The organism is Pseudotamlana haliotis (assembly GCF_008806375.1).
Taxonomy (GTDB): domain Bacteria; phylum Bacteroidota; class Bacteroidia; order Flavobacteriales; family Flavobacteriaceae; genus Pseudotamlana; species Pseudotamlana haliotis.
In genome coordinates this window covers 218624-236416 of sequence record NZ_WAAT01000044.1, presented here as the reverse complement: position 1 = coordinate 236416, position 17793 = coordinate 218624, and the positions used below count along the sequence as shown (strand labels likewise).

At 34.0% G+C, this 17793-nt stretch carries 16 protein-coding genes; 15 read left to right on the top strand and 1 reads right to left on the bottom strand.

Features of this window, described 5'->3' with window-relative positions:
• Nucleotides 1-263 precede the first annotated feature (263 nt).
• The 15 genes from F6U93_RS09670 (at nucleotide 264) to F6U93_RS09600 (ending at nucleotide 16614) form a co-directional block, all read left to right on the top strand.
• The gene (locus F6U93_RS09670) at nucleotides 264-1571 is read left to right on the top strand and encodes an MOP flippase family protein (protein WP_150939239.1); all 1308 of its coding nucleotides are present in this window, start codon (nucleotides 264-266) and stop codon (nucleotides 1569-1571) included.
• The gene (locus F6U93_RS09665; protein ID WP_150939237.1) at nucleotides 1571-2134 is read left to right on the top strand and encodes a serine O-acetyltransferase; all 564 of its coding nucleotides are present in this window, start codon (nucleotides 1571-1573) and stop codon (nucleotides 2132-2134) included. The genes F6U93_RS09670 and F6U93_RS09665 overlap by 1 nt, the downstream gene beginning before the upstream one ends.
• Nucleotides 2134-3222, top strand: a complete 1089-nt coding sequence (gene wecB, locus F6U93_RS09660) for a non-hydrolyzing UDP-N-acetylglucosamine 2-epimerase (RefSeq protein WP_150939235.1) — start codon at nucleotides 2134-2136, stop codon at nucleotides 3220-3222. Before F6U93_RS09665 ends, wecB begins: the two co-directional genes overlap by 1 nt.
• Nucleotides 3212-4345, top strand: a complete 1134-nt coding sequence (locus F6U93_RS09655) for a glycosyltransferase family protein (protein ID WP_150939233.1) — start codon at nucleotides 3212-3214, stop codon at nucleotides 4343-4345. The genes wecB and F6U93_RS09655 overlap by 11 nt, the downstream gene beginning before the upstream one ends.
• Before the next feature lie 131 nt (nucleotides 4346-4476).
• Nucleotides 4477-5352, top strand: a complete 876-nt coding sequence (locus F6U93_RS09650; RefSeq protein ID WP_150939231.1) for a sulfotransferase family protein — start codon at nucleotides 4477-4479, stop codon at nucleotides 5350-5352.
• Nucleotides 5343-6488 carry a glycosyltransferase family 4 protein gene (locus F6U93_RS09645; protein ID WP_150939229.1) on the top strand — a complete coding sequence of 382 codons (1146 nt, stop codon included), beginning with the start codon at nucleotides 5343-5345 and terminating at the stop codon, nucleotides 6486-6488. Before F6U93_RS09650 ends, F6U93_RS09645 begins: the two co-directional genes overlap by 10 nt.
• Nucleotides 6472-7767, top strand: a complete 1296-nt coding sequence (locus F6U93_RS09640; protein WP_150939227.1) for an O-antigen ligase family protein — start codon at nucleotides 6472-6474, stop codon at nucleotides 7765-7767. Before F6U93_RS09645 ends, F6U93_RS09640 begins: the two co-directional genes overlap by 17 nt.
• Complete coding sequence (locus F6U93_RS09635; RefSeq protein ID WP_150939225.1) at nucleotides 7764-8798, top strand: glycosyltransferase; 1035 nt, start codon at nucleotides 7764-7766, stop codon at nucleotides 8796-8798. Before F6U93_RS09640 ends, F6U93_RS09635 begins: the two co-directional genes overlap by 4 nt.
• Nucleotides 8791-9930 (top strand): glycosyltransferase family 4 protein, encoded by a 1140-nt coding sequence (locus tag F6U93_RS09630; protein WP_150939223.1) that lies wholly within the window; start codon nucleotides 8791-8793, stop codon nucleotides 9928-9930. The genes F6U93_RS09635 and F6U93_RS09630 overlap by 8 nt, the downstream gene beginning before the upstream one ends.
• 27 nt (nucleotides 9931-9957) lie before the next feature.
• On the top strand, nucleotides 9958-10503 hold the full coding sequence (locus tag F6U93_RS09625) for a WcaF family extracellular polysaccharide biosynthesis acetyltransferase (RefSeq protein ID WP_150939221.1): 546 nt from the start codon (nucleotides 9958-9960) through the stop codon (nucleotides 10501-10503).
• A 9-nt stretch (nucleotides 10504-10512) separates the two neighbouring features.
• Complete coding sequence (locus tag F6U93_RS09620) at nucleotides 10513-11448, top strand: UDP-glucuronic acid decarboxylase family protein (RefSeq protein ID WP_150939219.1); 936 nt, start codon at nucleotides 10513-10515, stop codon at nucleotides 11446-11448.
• Nucleotides 11449-11462: 14 nt separating this feature from the next.
• The gene (locus F6U93_RS09615) at nucleotides 11463-12215 is read left to right on the top strand and encodes a glycosyltransferase family 2 protein (protein ID WP_150939217.1); all 753 of its coding nucleotides are present in this window, start codon (nucleotides 11463-11465) and stop codon (nucleotides 12213-12215) included.
• 151 nt (nucleotides 12216-12366) lie between these two features.
• Nucleotides 12367-13461, top strand: a complete 1095-nt coding sequence (locus tag F6U93_RS09610; RefSeq protein WP_150939215.1) for an MraY family glycosyltransferase — start codon at nucleotides 12367-12369, stop codon at nucleotides 13459-13461.
• Nucleotides 13462-13481: 20 nt separating this feature from the next.
• Complete coding sequence (locus F6U93_RS09605; RefSeq protein ID WP_150939213.1) at nucleotides 13482-14255, top strand: polysaccharide biosynthesis/export family protein; 774 nt, start codon at nucleotides 13482-13484, stop codon at nucleotides 14253-14255.
• 10 nt (nucleotides 14256-14265) lie between these two features.
• Entirely contained in the window at nucleotides 14266-16614 is a 2349-nt protein-coding gene (locus tag F6U93_RS09600; RefSeq protein ID WP_150939211.1) for a GumC family protein, read from the top strand.
• Between the two features lie 591 nt (nucleotides 16615-17205).
• On the opposite strand, the gene F6U93_RS09595 is transcribed toward F6U93_RS09600, so the two are convergent.
• Entirely contained in the window at nucleotides 17206-17580 is a 375-nt protein-coding gene (locus tag F6U93_RS09595) for an endonuclease domain-containing protein (protein WP_150939209.1), read from the bottom strand.
• Between the last annotated feature and the right edge of the window lie 213 nt (nucleotides 17581-17793).

Here is a 17793-nt window from a genome sequence, read left to right as displayed (position 1 = left end):
TATAAACTGACCTATACTGTCATGGATTTTTCTTTAGAACATATGGCAGGTCAAGCAAAAAAAACATCTCTAGACTTTAAAAAAGAAAAAATATCATCTTAGCGAAACGTTCATATTTCTCCCCAGAAAAATAAGAATTTATTCATATACCACTTTGGAATTCGACATAAATAGTAAGAGAATAGACTGCAATTTTGCAATAAAAAAGTGAACGTTTGAAGAAGTTTTATAAAATCAATGTTAATTGATGTATAATTATCTTAATGAAAAACATTAAACAAAAAACTATAACCGGCACAAAATGGACCACATTAAGTACCATTATAATAGCCCTTACTTCATTAGTTAAGCTATCTATACTTACAAGATATTTAGAAAAAGAAGATTTTGGTTTAATGGCTATAGTTACTGTAGTTTTAGGATTTATAAATCTATTTATGGATATGGGCATTACCACTGCCATTCTACATGTGCAAAATATCACAAAAAAAGAATATGCAAGCCTATATTGGTTAAATTTTTGTTTTAGTATTATTCTCTTATTGTTTATTATCACAATATCCTCTCCTGTTTCTGTATTTTACGAAGAAACTGAACTAAAAACACTACTTAATTTAATGAGTTTAGGTCTCATTTTTTCTGCTTTGGGGAGACAATTCAAAACTATAGAACTAAAGCACCTTAATTTTAAACTAATTTCAATAATAGATATCGTAAGTGCTATTATCGCCCTAGTTCTAGCAATTATTTTAGCGCTTAAAGGTTTTGGTGTTTATACTTTAGTCTATTCCGCATTAACACAATTTCTCTGCTCAAACCTAATTTACTTATTTGTTGGTATAAAAAAAAACGAACTAATTTTACATTTTAAATTTACAGAAACTAAACGCTTTCTCAAAATTGGGGCCTTCCAAGTAAGTGGGCAAATCATTAATTATTTCAACAAAGACTTAGACACCTTACTTATTGGAAAATTGTTAGGTACAGAAATTTTAGGAGGGTATAGCTTAGCTAAACAGCTAGTTCTCAGGCCTACTTCCTTAATTAACCCTGTTTTAACAAAGGTAGCAACCCCTTCATTAGCCATTTACCAAAATGATAACCAAATCTTACGGAGAAATTATTTAAAATTATTAAACTTTGTTTCAACTCTAAACTTTTCCGCGTATTTAATACTAGCACTATTAGCCCATGTAATTGTTACCGTTTTATATGGTGAAGCATTTAAATATATATCACCTCTAGTACAAATATTATGTATATATATGTATCTTAAATCAATTAATAACCCAATAGGTTGTTTAATTATAGCTACTGGTCGAACAAAATTAGAGTTCTATTGGCACTTATTATCTTTAGTAGTCTTTCCTATATTCATATATATAGGCAGTTATTATGGGATTTATGGAGTTGCTTCGTCTCAATCAATTTTTATGATTATAACCTTATATCCATTCTGGAAAATTTTAATAAATAAAATGATTAATGTGAAGTTTTCAGAATATTTATACTCTCTCATCCCTAACTATAGACTTAAAGCTATTAAAAACTATTTAAAAGGCAAAAAATAATGACTATTAATACTTTCAAACCAATTAAAAGCAAGAAAGACCTGATATACTATATAGACAAGGACAAAAAACAATTAAATATTCATAGCCGCAGTTTTTTCTCTGAATTATTTTTCCCAAATAATATACTCAAGTTTCAAATAACATTAAGAAAATTAGAATATTATCATAATAATGAACGTAACTTTATAAGGTTAATTAAAAAAACATTGGTACTTTTTAAATATAGAAGGTTATCAGAAAAACTATCTTTCAGTATTCCCGTAAATACGGTTGGCCCAGGCTTATCAATTGCTCATTATGGTCCCATAATAATCAACACGAAAACAAAAATTGGTGCTAATTGCAGAATTCATGTTGGGGTAAATATTGGTGAAGTCAACGGCTTAGCTCCTGTTATAGGTGATAATTGTTATATAGGTCCAGGAGCAAAAATATTTGGAAATATTAAAATTGGAAATAACGTAAAGATTGGAGCAAATGCTGTTGTTAACAAATCATTTAATCAAAATAACATTTCAATTGCAGGAATACCATCAAAAATAATAAAAAATAACAACTAATGAAAATACTAATAGTAATAGGTACACGTCCCAATTTTATTAAAGTAACTCAATTTAAAAAATTGACAAAAGAATTGTACCCCAATATGGAACCTAAAATTGTTCACACGGGGCAACATTATGATGAGAAGATGGCTAATGTATTTTTTGATCAATTTGAATTACGTCCTGATTACTTTTTGAACATTTCACCAGCAAGTCCTGTGAAACAAATGGCCGACATTATGGTCTCTTTAGAAGATTTAATAGATAATACCTTTACACCAGATTTAATGATTGTTCCTGGTGATGTTAATTCCACGTTAGCGGCCTCACTAGTTGCTAATAAAAAAGGAATAAAACTAGCTCATTTAGAAAGTGGCTTACGTTCATTTGATAGAGAAATGCCAGAAGAATGGAATAGGATTTTAGTAGATGAAATGGCTGATTATTATTTTGTAACCGAAAAAAGTGGTATTAAATATTTAGAGGAAGAAAAAAGAAAAGGTCAGATATTTTTCGTTGGCAACACCATGATTGATACCATGGTTGGTTTTGAAAACCAAATACAAGAAAGTAAAATATTAGAACAACTAAATATTGATACCAATTTTGTATTATTAACATTACACCGTCCATCTAATGTAGATAGTGAAAATGGGGTAAAAACAATGATTGAACTCTTAAAATATCTAAATAAAAGAATAAAGGTCGTTTTCCCTATACATCCAAGAACTAGAGCAAGAATTTCATCTTTTGGCTTTGACGATGATTTCAACAAACTAAGCAATATTATTCTTTCAGAACCTTTAGGTTATTTCGATTTCCAAAAGCTTATTGCTACATCCAAAATGGTATTAACAGATAGTGGAGGTATTCAAGAAGAAACAACCTTTAGAGGAATCCCATGCTTAACATTGCGTGAAAACACAGAACGTCCAAGCACCATAGAAGTAGGAACCAACACTTTAGTGCCTTTTAACTTTGAAGTGTTACAAAAATATATTGATCAAATCTTAGACGGTACTTATAAAAAAGGCCAAGTTCCTGAATTATGGGACGGGAAAGCTACTGAACGCATTTTAAAAAATATTAACAATGAATTCTAAACTATACTATCTAACTCTAAATGAAAATGTTGGAGGTATTTTTCAAAGCCAAGTTATAGATGTTATTAAACTTTATAAAACGAATAGTATTAATATAACTCTTATTTGCTTTATTAGTCTTCATTCGTACAGAGCAAATAGAAATAAAATAAAGAAATTATTACCTGAAGCTATTGTACTTCCTGCTGTTCCAAAACTAAAATTTTTTAAATTAAACAAATACTTACTTCAAGTATTTACTAATAAAAATGCTACTATTATATGTAGAGGTATATTTGCTACTATTTTAGCCCAATCTACAAAAAAATTAAAAGTAATTTATGATGGTAGAGGTGCTATTACTGCAGAGCAAAACGAATATAACGTTTATGCAAACACAGGTTTAGAACACTTAATAAACGAGTTTGAACGAAGATCTGTTTTATCTAGTGATTTTCGCATAGCAGTAACCAATAAGCTTGTTGAATATTGGAGACAAGAATTTGAATACACACAAAATGAACATGTGGTTATTCCATGTACCGTAGCAAATCATTTTTTACTTCCTCCCAATTTAAAAAACATAAAAAAAATAAAAGAGACGTTTAATATTGTAGAGACTGACATAATTCTTTCTTTTGTTGGAGGAAACTCTGACTGGCAATCTTTTGATAAAATAAAATTTTATATCATTAAAATTTTGAATCAAAATCAAAATTGTAAAGTGTTTTTTATATCTAAGTCTAATACACATATTGAAGATTTACAACATACATATCCAAATAGGGTCTTTCATAAATTTGTACCTCCAAAGGAGGTGCCAAGTTACTTAGACATTTCAAGTTATGGTATATTGTTTCGAGAAAATAAAATCACTAATAAAGTAGCTTCTCCTGTTAAATGTGCTGAATATTTAAGTAGAGGACTAAAAGTACTCATAAGTGATAATATTGGAGATTATTCATCCTTATTATTATCGAATAACATGGGGCTTGATATTACTAAAACATTAGAGTTAACCAAACCAAGTTTAAATGAAAAAATAAGAATAAAAAATTATGCTATTGCTCATTTTAGTAAAACCTCACCAACCATACAAAATTCATATAAACTGTTAAATCAAATAAAACTAGACTTAATTTAAAATTATTCCTCTCATATTAGACAAATTACTACTATTAATGGAGTAAATACAATTCTTTGATCCAATTGGAATTTCTGTTTATCAAAAAAAAATGTAAAAGAATTTTAATGTCCAAAATAAAAACATGAACTATGTCATCAGAAAAAAAAATAATTAAACCTAGCTTTTTCGTAGTTGGCGCTCAAAAAGCTGGAACAACAACCTTTTACGAAATTTTCAAAAATCATCCAGAAGTATATTTACCCCAAAAAAAAGAAACTCGTTTTTTTTCACATCATTATAATAAAGGGCTTTCTTGGTATCTAAATAATTTTTTTACTGTAAATATCAGCAATACATTTTCTATTAGCGGAGAAACAGACCCAGGATATATGGATAATTCTGAAATACCAGAAAAAATACATTCACTTTTAGGTCAAGATATTAAAATAATTATGTTAGTTAGACAGCCAGTAAAGAGAGCTTACTCAGCGTATAATATGTATAAAAAGTTTAATCAAAATACTTTTAAAGAGTGGACTAAGTATAATTTTAGCGACCACTTAGAAAAGGAGTTTAAAGGAGAAATTGAATCAAATTATATCAAGTGGAGTAAGTATCATCAATCTTACTCTAATTATAAAGAAATTTTTGGTTCAGAAAATGTGAAACTAATTATTTTTGAAGATTTTATATCAGATAAAAAAAATAAAATTATTAATGATATATGTAGTTTTTTAAATATCTCAACCGATTTTAATTTTGATACAGATCAACACGCTAACAAAGGTAACCTTCCTAGACATTCTGTACTCAATTTTATTTATGGGTCGAACTTCTTTGTTAAAACAATAAGGTCTTATATTAACTCTCATCAAAATATTAAGGTTTTTGTAAAAAAAATATTTACAAAACCAGTTAATAGACTTTCAAAAGATGATATTGATAATTATACTAATAAGTATTTTGAAGAAGATATTTTAAACTTAGAAAAAGAATTAGGACATAAGATAACAAAATGGAAATAGCACTAATTACAAATAGCATCTACCCTTTTGTTATTGGAGGAATTCAAAAACACTCCTATTTTTTAGCAAAGTATTTTGCCATGAATAAAATTAATGTAGATGTTTATCATCCTACAGATACTAATGACATCACACTAACCGACTATTATAGTGAAGACGAATTAAATTATATTAATTTTATAATAGTTCCTTATCCTAAAAGCCGAAAGTTCCCTGGTCACTATATATATAATTCTTATTTATTTTCAAAAAGGTTATACAGATCAGTCAGTAAAACAAAAGAGCCTCATATTATTTACGCGCAAGGGTTTACTTCTTGGTATTTTCTAAAAAAGGACCCATTTTGTAAAAACCTAATTTCTAATCTACATGGTTTAGAAATGTTTCAAACCTCAATTAATTTAAAAAATAAATTAGAACAGTTTTTATTAAGGCTTCCTGCCCATACCATTATTAAAAAATCTAATAAACAAGTGTCTTTAGGAGGAAAACTAACAACGCTTTTATTAGACAATGGTGCAAAAAAAAATAGTATTAAAGTGCTTCCTAATGCCATTGAAGCGAACTGGATTCAACCTACCAGCCAAATAGAAACGCAAACACCAAAGAAAAAACTAAAATTAATTTTTATAGGACGATACGAAAGACGCAAAGGCATTGAAGAATTTCATGACGTTATAAAAAGCACCATAGACAATCTAAATTATGAGGTTGAATTTATTGGCCCTATACCGATAGATAAGCAACTCATTCATGATCAAGTGGTTTACTTTGGAACTATACGAGATAGTGATTTTATAAAACAAAAATTAACAAATGCCGATGTTTTAATCTGTCCAAGCTACTCCGAAGGCATGCCTACAGTTATTCTTGAGGCTATGGCTTGTGGTTGCGCCATTATAGCCACTGATGTAGGTGCAGTAAGTTTAATGGTTAGCAGTTCGAATGGTATATTACTTAAAGGTTTAAATATAAAAGACGAACTCCAAGAAGGGATTAAGCAAATTACTATGCTCAAAGAAAAAAGCATAAAAGAACTAAAAAGAAATTCTATAGTTAAAGTTAAAGAACATTTTACTTGGGATTTGGCTATAAAAAAAACAATTAAAGAAATAATTAGTGAAAGACATTTTTAAATATTATAAGTCTTTTAAGGGTGTTTTTATTCCTGCTATTCTATTTTTAATAATAGGGGTCGCAACCGGTTTTATAGGAGCCACAGCATTTGCTCTAATTATTTTTTCTTTAAAAAAATACAAGTACAAACTAGAGTTTTTCTTAATCGCTTTTTTACTCACCTATATTTTAGCCAATAATTTTTCGGGGCCTTTTGCCTACAATGGCAATTTACGTTTTATTATTCTAGCATTAGCATTGGTAGTGCTTATCCAGATTAACATAAGTAAAGTTAGTCTAGCTTGGTATAGCCTCCCTTTTGTGATTGTCAGTTTTGTAATAACGTTGTTGTTTTCGCCACTTGGTTTTGAAGCCCTATCAAAAAGTCTTGGATATATTTTTGTAGCTTTTACCATTTTTAAGCTTACCGACATCCTCTATGTCAAGCAAGATAAAATTGCAATTATCCTATTTCATTTTTTTTTAAGCTTCCTCATAATCAATTTGGTATTGGTCATTAACCCAAACTTTTACTTAGTAGGGCGTTTTATGGGATTAACAGGAAACCCGAACGGCTTAGGCATGTTGCTAGTGTTTATGTATGGGGTCATCGACTTACTCAAGCAACGTAAGGAGTTGACCTCAATAAAAAAACCCATCCTGTTGGGGTACATGTTTTTGACTTTCGCACTCATACTATTGACAGGCTCCCGAACAGCCCTCGGCAGTCTTATTTTTTATGTGCTTGCCAATAAAGTGCTTACTAACACCAAAATGATTATTCCTTATAGCTTATTTATGGTTTTGGCTCTATTGACCATTTACTTTGTAAGCCTTCAGGACTTACTCACCTTTGTGGGTTCTAATATTGATTTAAGGCTAAACTCCATTGAAACCGCGAGTGGTCGCACCGTTGTTTGGGGCGTAGCTTGGGAAGAAATCACCAGGCACTTTTGGTACGGTCAAGGCTTTATGTACGACACTTATTTCATAAAAGATTATGCGGACAAGTATATTGGTCTTGTACGAGAACGTTATTGGGGAGGAATTTGGAGTTCCTATTTATCCTTACTTTTAAATGTGGGCATTGTTGGTTTGCTTGCTTTTGCTTGGATGGTTATTAAACTCTATAAAAAAGCAAAATTAAAAGCTACCGCTCTAATTTATATTATAACGGTATTGCTGATAGGTGTAACCGAATCTTGGATGGCAGCCTCCATGAATCCTTTTACTCCATTATTCTTTTTATATTTTGCCATACAAAACCAACCCCTAAAACAAACGATGCCAAACCCATGAAAATATTAGTACTTTTCACCAAACTAACCGGCTACTGGATGGCCTGTATGCAACACGATGCAGGACGAGCAGGCAACACCTATTTGGTATTTAGGAAAGCGCCAAGCCCTGAAGCGCCGTTTCAAATTGATTCTACAAAAAAGATTAATATTCAGAATGCCGACAACCTAACTACAGATGCCCTACTGCAAAGCGTGAACAAGTTTCAACCCGACTTAATCTATGTTGCAGGTTGGACCGATAAACGCTACCTCAAAATAGCAAAAGCATTTAAAAAACAAGGAACCCCTGTGATTACTGGCATGGATAACCAATGGTTAGGATCACCTAAACAGAAAATAGCCAGTTTTTTAAGCCCCTTAGCCATAAAGCCCTACTTTTCTAATATTTGGGTCGCTGGTCTACCTCAGTACTATTATGCAAAAAAATTAGGTTTTTCAGCATCTCGTATTTTAACGGGCTTATATTGCGCCGACGAAAATTTGTTTAAAAACATTTCACAAACCAAACACCTGAATCAGTTTATATTTATTGGTCGCCTAGTGGAGCATAAAGGACTAAAACTCTTTTTTAAAGTACTAGAAGATTTAATAGATGAAGAAAAGTTCAATTTTAAGGTTCATATTATCGGCAATGGGCCACTGTCTAGCTCGATTCCTGATCATCAAAACATTAAACACACGGCTTTTGTTAGTCCTGAAGCATTACCTAAGTTACTAGAAAATTCGGGAACCTTTATTTTACCTAGCTTATATGAAGCTTGGGGCGTTGTAGTCCATGAAGCTGCTCTAGCAGGTTTACCAATTATTACGACACAAGAAACTGGTGCCGCCTCGCAATTTGTAATAAACAATTTCAACGGCAGTATTTATAAAGCACAAGATCACCAGGCGTTAAAGCTTTTATTACTCAAATATAGTGACTTAACGGAACAAGAATATTTTACTCTTTCTAAAAACAGCAAATCCTTAGCTCATAAAATAAATTTAGAGGAATGGTCTGCTAAAATTAATGGCGTCGTAAATGTCTAATTCAAAAAAAAACATCTTATTTTTTACAGATTGGTTTTTACCGGCCTATAAAGCTGGAGGCCCCATTCAATCGGTGGCAAACCTGACCAATCATCTAAAAGAAACCTTTAATATTTGGGTCGTAACTTCCAATAGCGACTTAGATGCTGAATTAGTTTTACCACCAACCGAATTAAATACATGGATTGCCAAAGACGGATATCATGTAATATACCTAAACAAAGACCATCAAAATAAAAACACTTATAGAAGTATCCTAAACGAAATTCCCGTACATGCTATTTATTTCAATTCCTTATTTTCATTAAATTTCACGCTTATTCCACTTTGGCTCACAAGAAACAGCTCAATTAAAAAAGTAATGGCTCCAAGAGGCATGCTAGGCAAAGGAGCTCTAGCCATAAAACCCACTAAAAAGAAGTTTTTTTTAAAATTATTTAAAGCTTTTAAATTACCTAATAAGCTACAATGGCATGCCACTGATATTAGTGAAAAAAATGAAATCATTCAACACTTCGGTAAAAGAGTTAAAATAGACGTTGTACCCAACCTTTCAGCAAAAATGACTGATCTAGTGCCGGTAAAAACTAAAGTAGAAAACAGCATAAACCTCTTTTTTCTATCCAGAATCTCTGTAAAAAAAAATTTATTAAGTGCTATTAAATCTTTGGAACAAGCAACCTGTTCAATTAATTTTAAAATCATAGGTCCGATCGAAGAAATAAACTACTGGGAAGACTGTCTTAAAACTTTAAATAAGTTACCTAAAAACATCCATTTTGAATATCTGGGAGCTATTCCTAATATGCAAATTAAAGATACCTTAAGAGATTTACATGTGCTGCTTTTACCTACACAGCATGAAAATTTTGGACATGTCATTATGGAGTCTTGGCAAAATGGTTGTCCGGTCATTATTTCTAAAAACACGCCTTGGAAAAATCTTAAAACAGAAAAATTAGGGTTTGATTTAAACTTAGAGCAAATTGATGATTTCACTAAAGCGATACTTTTTTTTGCAAAAATGAATGAAAAAGAATTTCAATCTTGGTCTCAAGCGAGTTTTAGCTTTGCTAAGAAATTCACAGAAAACCCGGAGCTTATAAATCAATCCAAAGCGCTTTTTGAATAGCTTGTTTATTTTATCTTTATAAACCAAATGAAAACAGATTTATCAAACTACAATAACCATTGGTATCAACCCGGTAATAAATTAAAAAGGCTGCTTTGGTACTTCACCAATGTGCTGTTTTTCATAAATCCTTTAAACCCTTCTTCTAAACTAAAAGTTTTCTTACTAAAATGCTTTGGAGCTAGCATAGCAGAGGGGGTGGTTATAAAGCCTGCAGTAAATATTAAGTATCCTTGGTTTTTATCGATTGGTAAAAACACATGGATTGGAGAACATGTTTGGATAGACAATTTAGCACAGGTAACCATTGAAGATAATGTTTGTATCTCACAAGGGGCGATGCTTCTGTGCGGTAATCACAATTACAATAAATCTACCTTCGACTTAATGGTAGAAAAAATAGCCATAAACCAAGGCGCATGGATTGGAGCACAATCAATGGTTTGTCCTGGTGTTACCATTTATAGCCATGCGGTATTAGCAGTAAGTTCTATTGCCACAAAAAATCTAGAAGCTTACCATATATATCAAGGCAATCCCGCCTTAAAAATTAGAAAAAGAAATATTAATTAATTATAAATTATGAAAAGAATTTTAGTCACTGGAGGTGCCGGGTTTGTCGGTTCCCATTTATGCGAACGCTTACTCAACGAAGGCAATGATGTTATTTGCCTAGACAATTATTTTACCGGTAGCAAGGAAAACGTGGTGCATTTATTGGACAATCCCTACTTTGAATTAGTACGTCACGACATTACCGAGCCTTTTTTTGCAGAAGTAGATGAAATTTATAACATGGCCTGCCCTGCTTCACCAGTACATTACCAATATAACCCCATAAAAACCATTAAAACATCGGTTATGGGGGCCATCAATACACTGGGGTTAGCCAAACGTGTTAAGGCTAAAATATTACAAGCCTCTACCTCTGAAGTTTATGGCGATCCAACCGTACACCCACAACCTGAAAGTTATTGGGGGAACGTCAACCCGATAGGCGTACGTTCTTGCTATGACGAAGGGAAACGTTGTGCGGAAACTTTATTTATGGATTATCATAGCCAAAATGATGTTGCCATTAAAATCATTAGGATTTTCAATACCTATGGTCCACGTATGAACCCTAACGATGGTCGCGTGGTGTCTAATTTTATCATGCAAGCCCTTCGTGGTGAAGATATTACCATTTTTGGGGATGGCACACAAACCCGTAGTTTTCAATATGTAGATGATTTGGTGGAAGGCACGATAAGAATGATGCAGTCAACTCCAGACTTTCTAGGCCCCGTAAACCTTGGGAATCCCAATGAATTTACCATGTTGGAATTGGCAGAAGCCGTAATTCGCCTAACCAACTCGAAGTCTAAATTAATCTTTATGCCACTGCCGCAAGACGACCCGAAACAACGTCAACCAGACATCAGTTTGGCTAAAGAAAAACTCGACGGTTGGAAGCCACAAATTGAACTTGAAGAAGGCTTAACCAAAACCATAAGCTATTTTGAAACCAAATTATAAATGGACTAACACCCATGAAAATAACCATCATTACCGCAACTTACAACAGTGAGGCTGCCATAACATCCTGTATACAGTCGGTTTTAGAGCAAAACTACCCTCATATTGAGCACCTTATTATTGATGGGGTCTCAACCGATGGCACGCTTAAAACCGTTAAAACCTTACAGGAACAGCATGCTCATATTAAGCTTATATCGGAGCCTGACCGCGGGATTTACGATGCCCTTAATAAAGGCATTACGCACGCCACAGGCGAGGTGATTGGTTTTGTGCATTCCGATGATTTTTTAGCGTCACCCACCGTGTTAAGCCAAATAGCAGCCCAGTTTAAAAGTTCTAATGCCGATGGTGTTTATGGCGATTTACAATATGTAGATAAGCAAAACACCAACAAAGTGATTCGTTATTGGAAAAGTTGTGCCTTTACCCCTAAACTCTTAAAAAAAGGTTGGATGCCGGCTCACCCTACACTATTTTTAAAACGGGACATTTATAAAAAACATGGTATATTTGACCTAAACTTTAAAATAGCGGCAGACTATGATTTTATTTTGCGCATCTTTAAAGAACACCACTTAAAATTCAGCTATTTGCCTACGGTTATTACCAATATGCGCATAGGTGGGGCTAGTAACCGTAGCTTAAAAAATGTGATAATAAAATCTAAAGAAGATTATAAAGCACTGAACACGAATCAAATTGGAGGATGGTACAGCCTGCTCTATAAAAATGTTTCTAAATTAAGTCAGTTTTATAAGAAATAATTAAAATGCCAGTAATCAATCATAAACTGCGAAGCAAACCTGAAACACTGTGCCTGTCGTCAGGCACAGTGTTTCAGGTGCTCTTAATAAAGAATTTATATTTACAAATATTATAAGATGCTGAAACAAGTTCAGCATAACGAAAAATAACATGCTAGCAAATATTTTATCAAATCCACTAACCTTAGCCATCATTTGTTGTTTTGGTTCCTTTGGCTTAGTGAATTATATGATTCCAAAAATCATTTTTATGGTCAATCACCATAATTTAAATGAGGAACCTGGGCATCGCAGTGCACACACCAAAGCCACCCCAACCATGGGTGGGCTTGCTTTTTTTGTGGCATTGATATTAAACCTATTTTTATTTAAATATATTGACCAAGATGCCGTTGGTCTAAACCTGGCGGCAGCCCTTACCTTAGTATTTATCATCGGGTTTAAAGACGACTTGTCGGTATCTACCCCAAGGGCCCGCTTACTAATGGAAAGTATTGCGGTAGTAATCATATTATGTCACCCTGGATTTCACAAAGCTACCTTTGATGGCTTTTTAGGGCTTTATGACACGCCTCAACTGCTTATTGATGGCTTGCACATTATTATCGTCTTAACTATTATTAATGCCTATAATTTAATTGATGGTGTAGATGGTTTGGCCTCAGCGATTGGTATTAGCGCCTTCTCCATTCTAGCTCTCATTTATTTTAAAATAGATTTCCATTTCTATATCATACTGGCCTTGGTGCTTGTTAGTATGCTCATGGCGTTTTTAAAATACAATTTTTCACATCAGCGCAAAATATTTATGGGAGACACAGGTTCCCTAATCATAGGATTTTGTTTGGCTTTTTTATGTCTGCGTTTTTTAACCATCGACACCAATTTATACGAGCTATTTTCCTTTAAAACTGAAAATAAACTGTTTGTGGTTACTGGTATTCTAGCGGTGCCTTTTTTTGATATGTTACGTGTTATAGGGGTGCGTTTATCGCAAGGTGCCAATCCTTTTACAGCCGACCGAAACCACCTCCATCATATTTTACTGGATTTAGGTTTACCACATTACCAAATCGCCCTTATTTTAGGCGGCCTTAATTATGGTTTAGCCATTATTTTAATATACCTTTCCGCCCAATTACCTAGTGTTGCTATGCTTGGAATTTTAGTACTCTTATTCTTAATAGTTGTCGCTGTTTTTTACAAACTCAACCCTAAAAAAACACCTTTAAAACAAGACAAATAAAAATTGATGAATCCCTTAATATGAAAAAAACATTACATAGACTATTTTCTCTCTACAGCCTACTAATAATGGGCTCCTTACTTTTAGGCTCCTGTGTGTCCACTAAAAAAATTGAATATTTTCAAGGCTTGGAAAGCTCTGATTTAGAAACACAAATTAATTTCAGTGAGCCAAAAATTCAAGCAGGTGATTTAATTTATATCAATATCACCGCGGCTAACGCAGAAGCAGCATTACCTTTTAACCTATATCAAACTCCCATTGTAGGCGCTGTAGCCTCAGCACAGCCTCAGGCTTATTTGGTAGACCCAGATGGCAATATTAACATCCCTGTTTTAGGTAAAATTCATATTGCAGGACTCAGTACTAAAGCATTAACCTCAAAATTAGAAACTGAACTAGAACAGTACCTCACAAATCCTGTAATTAATATTCGATTTGAGAATTTTAGAGTATCGGTTCTAGGTGAAGTCAACAACCCTGGGGCGATATCTGTTTTAAATGAACGCATGTCAGTTATTGAAGCCATCACCATTGCTGGAGATTTAACCATTTATGGAAAACGTGATGCCGTGCTTTTAATACGCACAGAAAATGGCGTAAAACAACACATCACGCTCGATCTCACTCAAAAAGATCTTTTAGAGTCACCTTACTTTTATGTGAAACAGAATGATATTATTTATGTGACGCCTAATAAGACCCGAATAAACTCATCTGCTGTAGGTCCAAACACCTCGGTGATATTCTCTTCCATTTCAGTCCTACTCGCTGTAATAGCCTTACTTATTTAATTAAAGAATCATGCAAAATCAAAATACCCCTCAAAATTTTATTGTAGTCGAGGACGATACGACTAACCTACGTCAAGAAATTGAAAAATATACTTTGCACTGGAAATGGTTTATTTTGAGTGTGCTACTGGCTGGTTTAGCTGCTTTTTTATACTTACGTTACACGCCTAATGTTTATGAGGTAGCAACCACCATACTCATTGAAGATGATGCCCAAGAGGCGGCTCCCGAATTAGCAGTTTTTGAAGAGCTGGGTATTGGAGGTAATCAAAAAAATATCGCGAATGAGATTACCATATTAGAATCAAGAAGCCTCATGGAACAAGTTTCTAAAAACCTTAATCTCAATATATCTTACTTTAAGGAAGGTAACATTAAGCGCGCTGAACTTCTAAAAAGAGAGCTCCCTTTTAATATTCATTATTTAACACCTGACTCTATTTTATTTGACCAAAGCACAGCGTTTAAAATTAAAATGATTTCTGAGTCTCAATTTCAGGTTTCTAATTTAAAAGGTGAGCACACAAAAGCATATAGTTACGGAGCACCATTCCAATATAACAACATAAAAGCCATCGTAACCCCAAAAGACTTAAAACAAAATACAGAAGATGATTTTACGGTGACGATAAGGCCTTTAAAGCATGTTGTGCAAAGCTTTAGAAATCAAATTCAAGTAACATTATTAGGCCCGAACGCCAGTGTTATCGAATTAAAGATGCAGAGCCGTAAAAAAGAAAAAGCCAAAATCATACTAGATGAAATGGTGCGTCAATACAATAAGGATGCTATTGAATACAAAAACCTCATCGGAAATAACACAGATGTCTTCATAAAGGAACGTTTAGCTCTTATCCAAAAAGATTTACTGGATGTCGATAAAGACGCAGAAACCTTTAAAACCGAAAACAAACTCACTGATATTGAAACGGAAACGGGTATTGTGTTAACTACAAACTCCGAAATTGAGAAAAAAATTATCGAGCTCAATACCCAATTAAAAATGGTTGACTATGTTAAAAGTCATTTAAAGGAATTTGACGACACCCTGATTCCTGAAAACCTAGGGCTCAACGATGCCAATATTAACTCCAACAGTAGTGAATACAATACATTACTCCTAGAACGCACGCGCATTTCAAAAAGTACGGGTGATAAAAATCCAGTTATCATAAACTTAGATAATCAACTTGAACAAATTCGAGAAAGTATTCTAAGAGGCCTTGAAAATTTTAAATCCAGTTTAAAAATAGCACTTAACGACGCTAAAGCCCAAGAACGTTTATTAGATAACCGCATAGCCTCAGCACCAAAACAAGAACGTGAGTTTAGAGATATTTTACGTCAGCAACAAATTATTGAAACCTTATATCTTTTCCTATTAGAAAAACGGGAGGAAAATGCCATTTCAATGGCGGTAACGGCACCAAATGCCAAATTAATTGATAAGGCGGAAAGTAACTTGTACCCTGTAAGTCCTAACAGAAAAATGATTTTTTTAACTGCTATTTTGTTAGGTTTTATGATTCCTATCGCCGTAATCTTTCTAAGCAACCTTTTAGACAACAAAGTACACACCCAGAAAGAGCTAGAAGCTTTAGTAAAAGCGCCTTTTATGGGAGCTATCCCTACAACCTCTAAAAATGATCGCATGTTGGTTAAGGAAGATCGTGGCAGTATGGCAGAAGCTTTTAGAATGTTAAGAACCAATCTTAATTTTATGCTGGGCCATGTTGATCATACAGGCAAAACCATTTTTGTCACCTCTACTCTACCCGGAGAAGGTAAAACGTTTATCACGATCAACTTAGCGACCGTATATGCCATGACCGATAAAAAGGTCTTACTTATTGGTGCTGATATACGCAAACCTAAAGTAGCGGAGTATCTAAATATTAGTTCAAAAAACAAAGGCCTTACCGAATACTTGGCTGATGAATCAGTAACACCCGAAGACATTATAGAACATCAAGAGTGGGGCTTCGATATCATTCAATCGGGGGTGATTGCTCCAAACCCTGCCGAACTCCTTATGAATGGCCGTTTAGATGAAATTTTAGCCTATAGCAAGCAACACTACGATTTCATTATTGTAGATACCGCACCAGTAACCCTGGTCACCGACACCCTGCAAATTGCACCAAAAGCCGATTTATTTCTATACATCACTCGCGCCAATTATTTAGACAAGCGTTTATTAGATGTTCCACAACAACTATACACTGAAAAACGCCTACCTAACATGGCAATGGTCATGAACGGCGCTGATCCTAAAAAAGGCTACGGTTATGGCTACGGTGGTTATGGCTATGGAAAGGTTGAAGACACGAAAAAACCGTGGTGGAAGTTTAAGAAATAAAGCGCCATTTCATAAATGATATCATTTTTAAAATCTCAGGTTAAATTTAATCTGAGATTTTTTTTGATAAACCTCATAAGCATCAAAAACATTCATTACTTTCCTTTTCACTCAGTCCTTACACCCCTATAATCCCCTCAAGGGGATAGTACCGCACGTGGTTTCAAAACGATAATCATGTACACATCAAGAGTAGTCGAATCACTCCCCTAAACCAAAAGCCGCAAAAAAGTACCGCACACCTGTCCCCTTGAGGGGACCACAGGGGTGTCCATCATAACTAGAAACCACAGAGGTCTAAATGCTGTTACCTTAGCGACATTCCTGCTCACTCAGGCGCAAACTCCCCTATAATCCCCTCAAGAGGATAGTACGCACGTGCTTTCAAAACGGGTATCATGTAAACATCAAGAGTAGTCCAATCACTCCCCTAAACCAAATACCAAAAAAAAGTACCACCCACCTGTCCCCTTGAGGATTACCGAAATGGAAACATCGTTTTCATTGAAGGTACCTGGCGCAGCCAACAGGGGTGTCCGCAACGCCTGGAAAATACAGGCCTGTCCGTCATGACTATGATCAAAGGCTTCTCTAGGAATACTCACCCCGCAACAACTCAACCCGTTCCTCAATAACCAATAGCACACTAAACATCTCTTGCATAACCTCCGCATTAGAAAACCTCAAAAAAGTAACACAATAAGCTTCCAATTCTTGCTGTCGTTTAGCATCATATAAAACCTTATGATTATGGCTACTCCCATCAACTTCAATAGCCAAACGAAATTCGTGACAGTAAAAATCAACGATATAATTCAACATAGGAACTTGCCTATGAAACTGAACACCAAAAGCACGCCTCTTTATTTTCTGCCAAAGTACAATTTCAGGTTTTGTACTATTTTTTCTAAGCTCCCGAGCATAGTTTTTAAGTTTCGGGTGGTATGGTATGATTTTGTTTCTCAAGGTTACAAGTTTTAGCTTCGCTAAAATATAATATTTTTCTTACTCTCGCCTCCTTGAGGGGACTTACAGGGGTGTCCGCAACGCTTGGAAACCAAAGTGGTGTCCGTCATAACTAGGAACCACAGCGGTCTAAAGTCTGTTACCTTAGCCACATTCCTGCTCACTCGACCTCAAACTCCCCTATAATCCCCTCAAGAGGATAGTACGCACGTA

Coding starts and splice junctions, on each gene's coding strand:
- F6U93_RS09670 (WP_150939239.1), top strand. CDS start 264: ATGAAAAACATTAAACAAAAAACTATAACCGGCACAAAATGGACCACA.
- F6U93_RS09665 (WP_150939237.1), top strand. CDS start 1,571: ATGACTATTAATACTTTCAAACCAATTAAAAGCAAGAAAGACCTGATA.
- wecB (WP_150939235.1), top strand. CDS start 2,134: ATGAAAATACTAATAGTAATAGGTACACGTCCCAATTTTATTAAAGTA.
- F6U93_RS09655 (WP_150939233.1), top strand. CDS start 3,212: ATGAATTCTAAACTATACTATCTAACTCTAAATGAAAATGTTGGAGGT.
- F6U93_RS09650 (WP_150939231.1), top strand. CDS start 4,477: ATGTCATCAGAAAAAAAAATAATTAAACCTAGCTTTTTCGTAGTTGGC.
- F6U93_RS09645 (WP_150939229.1), top strand. CDS start 5,343: ATGGAAATAGCACTAATTACAAATAGCATCTACCCTTTTGTTATTGGA.
- F6U93_RS09635 (WP_150939225.1), top strand. CDS start 7,764: ATGAAAATATTAGTACTTTTCACCAAACTAACCGGCTACTGGATGGCC.
- F6U93_RS09630 (WP_150939223.1), top strand. CDS start 8,791: ATGTCTAATTCAAAAAAAAACATCTTATTTTTTACAGATTGGTTTTTA.
- F6U93_RS09625 (WP_150939221.1), top strand. CDS start 9,958: ATGAAAACAGATTTATCAAACTACAATAACCATTGGTATCAACCCGGT.
- F6U93_RS09620 (WP_150939219.1), top strand. CDS start 10,513: ATGAAAAGAATTTTAGTCACTGGAGGTGCCGGGTTTGTCGGTTCCCAT.
- F6U93_RS09615 (WP_150939217.1), top strand. CDS start 11,463: ATGAAAATAACCATCATTACCGCAACTTACAACAGTGAGGCTGCCATA.
- F6U93_RS09610 (WP_150939215.1), top strand. CDS start 12,367: ATGCTAGCAAATATTTTATCAAATCCACTAACCTTAGCCATCATTTGT.
- F6U93_RS09605 (WP_150939213.1), top strand. CDS start 13,482: ATGAAAAAAACATTACATAGACTATTTTCTCTCTACAGCCTACTAATA.
- F6U93_RS09600 (WP_150939211.1), top strand. CDS start 14,266: ATGCAAAATCAAAATACCCCTCAAAATTTTATTGTAGTCGAGGACGAT.